The sequence below is a fragment of the Limosilactobacillus vaginalis DSM 5837 = ATCC 49540 genome, from assembly GCF_000159435.1.
GTDB lineage: Bacteria > Bacillota > Bacilli > Lactobacillales > Lactobacillaceae > Limosilactobacillus > Limosilactobacillus vaginalis.
Genome location: NZ_GG693412.1, coordinates 640537 through 645118 on the forward strand (window position 1 = coordinate 640537; position 4582 = coordinate 645118).

General features: G+C 36.6%; 4 protein-coding genes. All 4 read left to right on the forward strand.

Annotated features, from left to right (window positions below; genetic code table 11):
* Positions 1-325: 325 nt before the first annotated feature.
* Positions 326-2062: a phosphotransferase gene (locus HMPREF0549_RS02920; RefSeq protein WP_003716772.1), complete on the forward strand. Its 1737-nt coding sequence runs from the start codon at positions 326-328 to the stop codon at positions 2060-2062.
* Between the two features lies 1 nt (position 2063).
* A complete protein-coding gene (locus HMPREF0549_RS02925; RefSeq protein ID WP_003716773.1) occupies positions 2064-2777 on the forward strand; it encodes an NTP transferase domain-containing protein in 714 nt (237 codons plus the stop codon).
* Between the two features lie 4 nt (positions 2778-2781).
* Positions 2782-4272, forward strand: coding sequence for a BCCT family transporter (locus HMPREF0549_RS02930; protein WP_003716774.1), 1491 nt, complete (start codon positions 2782-2784; stop codon positions 4270-4272).
* Positions 4269-4582 (forward strand): acyltransferase family protein (locus HMPREF0549_RS09990; protein ID WP_003716775.1); only part of this gene is annotated, 314 nt, incomplete at its 3' end. The genes HMPREF0549_RS02930 and HMPREF0549_RS09990, both read left to right, overlap by 4 nt.

Consider the following 4582-nt stretch of genomic DNA (forward strand, 5'->3'; position numbering starts at 1 on the left):
ACTTTCATACTATATAAGCCAAATTGTACTATGGATATTATTAACAAACCAAGAAGAAAGTGATAAAAGCCACGAAGAAGTGGATACAATATTACGACGAAAAACAGATCAAACACAAACTAAAAGGCAGGACACCGATTGGATATCGAAATCTTGTCTTAGAAAAAGTTGCCTGAATTAAAATGTCCAATTTTTCACTTCAATTCTTACTTTTTTATAAAGGTAAGAATCTTTTTATTTAACCTATCAACGTATAATGTATTTAAAAATATGCTATACGGTGATAAAATGTCATTGTTCAATTTTATATAAAAGGATAGAATATATGAACAAACAATTACTAGATTTATTCAAATTAAAATTAAAAAAGCCTCAAATAACTCAAAGAGACTTGGCAAGTCAGCTGAATATCTCCTTAGGAAAGGTTAATCAGTTATTAGATCAGTTGAAGCAGAATGGCTTCTTTAATGAGGAGCTGTCTCTAACGATTAAGGGAAAAGAGTATATTGAAAACCATCATCCGCAACAGGCAGTCATTTTAGCTGCTGGCTTTGGAATGCGGATGGTTCCCATTAATACCGAGGAGCCTAAAGGATTGCTAGAAATTAATGGAGAACCGTTAATTGAGCGCCTGATCAAGCAGCTTCAAGCTAAAGGGATCAAGCGGATTAAAATTGTTGTTGGCTTTATGAAAGAGCATTATGAATACTTGATCGATCAATATGGGATTGAATTAATAGTTAATACTAAATACGGTGAATGGAATAACCTGTATTCATTGTATCTGGCTAAGGATTATTTAGAAAATAGTTATATTGTTCCGTGTGATCTTTGGTTTAAGAACAATCCGTTTTCAGCACTTGAAGATCAAGCATGGTACATGTTTAGTCGACAAACTAATTCGGGTTCAAACTGGCAAGTAACTAATCGAGGAAACATTAAGCCGGTTAATCAAGACGGCAATAGAATGGTTGGCCTCGCATATCTGGATAATGAGTTAGGAAAACAACTAAAACAACGATTAATTGATTGGGTAGACTCACGTGATGGACTTAATCAGTTTTGGGAATCGGCTTTAGACTTTCATGGTTCGGCGATTGATGCCAACTTGGTTGATGAGCATGAGTATGCCGAAATCAACTCTTATGAAGAATTGCGTGATCTTGATGGTAATTCCAATCATTTAAAAAATGACGCAATTGATGTAATTGAACAGACGCTAAAAGTTCCTGGAGAAGCAATTAATCAGATCCACGTCTTGAAGAAAGGGATGACTAATCGTTCCTTCATCTTTTCTTGTCAGGGAAAACGATACATTATGCGGATCCCTGGAGCAGGAACTGGTCAATTAATTAATCGTCACCAAGAATACGATGTTTATCAAAGGATTAAAGGATTACCTTATGTAGAACGGACCTTGTATTTAAATCCCCAAAACGGCTATAAACTAACTGAGTTTATTGAAAACTCCCGAAATTGTGATCCTAATAATTGGGATGATGTTCAACAATGCATGCACCTATTGAAACAAATGCATCAGGAGAACTTAAAAGTTGATCATCAATTTGATTTAGCTGGTCAAATTAGTAAGTATGAGCAGTTACGCAGTGTCCCTTCTGCCTATCGTGATTACGGTAAGGTGAAACAACAGGTAGAAAGACTCTTGCAATATATTGAGCGGTTGGATAAAGAGTGGACGCTATGTCATATTGACGCGAATGCCGATAATTTTGTGTTTGATCAACAAGGAAATATTTTCTTAATTGATTGGGAATATGCTGGAATGCAGGATCCACATGTCGATATTGCTATGTTTGCAATTTACTCAATGTACGATCAATCACAGATAGATCACTTAATTGACTTATATTTTGAACATTCAGTCAGTGAGGCTATTCGGTATAAGATTTACGCTTATGTTGCTATATGTGGTCTGCTTTGGAGTAATTGGTGCGAATACAAGCAGTCATTAGGCTTAGACTTTGGTGAATACTCATTAGCTCAGTATCGGTACGCAAAAGAGTACAGTCAAAAGGTGCTTCGGTACTTGGAAAGGAAATAAGATGGCAGAAATAGAAAACGCAATTATTATGGCAGCGGGCTTAGGCACCCGGATGCGTCCGTTAACCTATAAAACACCTAAACCGCTAATTAGGGTTGCGGGAAAGCCAATGGTCGAATCAGTAATTGAAGGACTGCACCAAAATGGAATTTATGATATTTCAATTGTTGTCGGTTATTTAGCCAAGCAATTTAATTATCTGGGAGAAAAGTATCCAGGTGTGAAGCTGATTAATAATCCGTACTATAACCAGTACAATAATATCTCATCATTGTATGTGGCTCGTAATGAATTAAAGAACACGGTAATCCTCGATGGCGATCAGTTAGTAATGAATCCCAAATTATTAAAGAGGGAATTTACCCATTCTGGATATGCTGGAGCAAAGATTGATCGGTTTACTGATGAATGGATTATGCATCCCGATCAAAATGGTAAGATCTTACAATGCGACCGTTCAGGAAATGATCATGGTTGGCGCTTATATAGCCTATCAAAATGGCAAGCGGAAGATAGTCTGCGTCTGAAAGACTACTTAGAAGAAGAGTTTGAACATGCTCATCATTATGATATTTACTGGGATGATATTGCCATGTTTGATTACTTTGATGAGTTTTCATTATATGTAATGCCAATTGCGGCTAATGATATTATCGAAATTGATAGTGTCGACCAATTGAAACAGGTTGATCAGCGGCTGACAAAGAGAGGATAGGATCGTGAAAAAGTATAAACAAATTGACTGGTCCTTAGTTACTATTCCGATTATTGTTGTTTTTGGCCTGAGTTTTTTATTAGAACGCTTCCCTAAAAATTCACAGCTCATTTTGGAAGGTATTCGGTCATTCTTAAATAATCAATTATCGTTTCTCTATATTTTGGTGGGATTGTTCTTTTTTATCAGTACACTGTACGCTGCTTTTTCAAGGATTGGCCGAATCAAGCTCGGTGATTCAACAGACAAACCCGAATATTCAAACCTTCGCTGGGGAGTCATGATTTTTACTTCAACCATGTCAGCCGATATTATCTTTTACGCCTTATGTGAATGGCTAATGTATTCCAGTGAGACGTTTATCAAGCAAAAAGGGGCAACAATGGAATGGTCGTTAACCTATTCGTTATTTCATTGGGGACCGATTGCTTGGTCGTTTTACCTAATGTTGGCGGTGGCATTTGCCTATATGCTATATGTGACCAAAAACAAACGACAGAAATTTTCAGAAGCCTGTCGACCATTACTGGATAAATATACTGATGGCATAGCGGGAAAATTGATTGATTTAATCGCTATCTTTGCTTTAATTGCAGGAACGGCGACTACTTTTTCCATGTCCATGCCCTTATTGTCGCAAACGGTTGGTGTCCTTTTTGGAATCCGTCAGGTTAAGCAACTATCGATTATTTTAATTTGCGTGGTTGTTTCAATTTATCTGATTGCTTCAGTAATTGGAATGAAGGCAATTTCGCGGTTAAGTACGATTTGTTATGTTTTCTTTATTGGCTTATTACTCTATGTTTTACTTTTCAGCGGTTCTTTTAGTTATATTGTCGATGCTGGTGTCCAGGCAGTAGGGAATTTAACCCAAAATTTCATCGGGATGGCGACGACAACTCATAGCCATAGTTTTACCCAAAACTGGACAATCTACTACTGGTCATATTGGATTGTTTGGTGTGTGGCCACGCCATTTTTTATTGGTAGTATTAGTCGGGGACGAACAATTAAGGACGTAGTTTTACGCGGTTATACTTGGGGACTAGGTGGAACCTTCTGTGCTTTCGTTGTGTTAAGTAGCTTTGGCATGTCACGCCAAGTGCAAGGATTAGTCAACGCTACCCAGTTAATCTCAGATGGCAAAAACTATGCCCAGGTAGCCATTAAGCTAATGGAGACTTTGCCTCAGTATCGCATTGCCTTGATTCTTTTGGCTTTAGCAATGATTGGTTTATATTCAACCGTGTTTGATTCTATTACTATGGTTATCTCTAAATATTCATATAAGCACTTATCAATCGAAGAAGAACCTAGTAAAGCGATTCGAGGATTTTGGGCAATTGTGTTTATGGTATTGCCAATGGCACTGTTAATCAGTAATAGTAATATGTATAATATTCAATCGGTAGCCATTATAGCGGCATTGCCGACAATGATCGTGATGATCATGATTGTGGTTGGGTTTTATAGAGAGAGTAGGAGAAATAAATGATAAAGAGAAGTAGTCGAAATTCGAGTATTGAATTACTTCGGATATTGAGTATGTTTGCAATAGTGATTCATCACTATGCCTACCATAGCACCTTTAAGTGGTGGGTTTATAATACACAATATTTAGGTGCGTTGAAAGTTAACTTATTTTTACACTTTTTTGGCAAATTAGGGGTCGATATTTTTGTAATAATTGGTGCCTATTTTTTGTGTGAAAAGAAATTTAACTTTAGAAGACCAATTAATCTAATGCTAGTAACTATATTTTACAGTTTTGGAATTTGGATTTTTTTGAAATTTATATTGCAAAC

Excerpts from the sequence above, each read along its gene's own strand:
- HMPREF0549_RS02925 (WP_003716773.1), top strand. The coding sequence starts at position 2,064 with ATGGCAGAAATAGAAAACGCAATTATTATGGCAGCGGGCTTAGGCACC.
- HMPREF0549_RS02920 (WP_003716772.1), top strand. The coding sequence starts at position 326 with ATGAACAAACAATTACTAGATTTATTCAAATTAAAATTAAAAAAGCCT.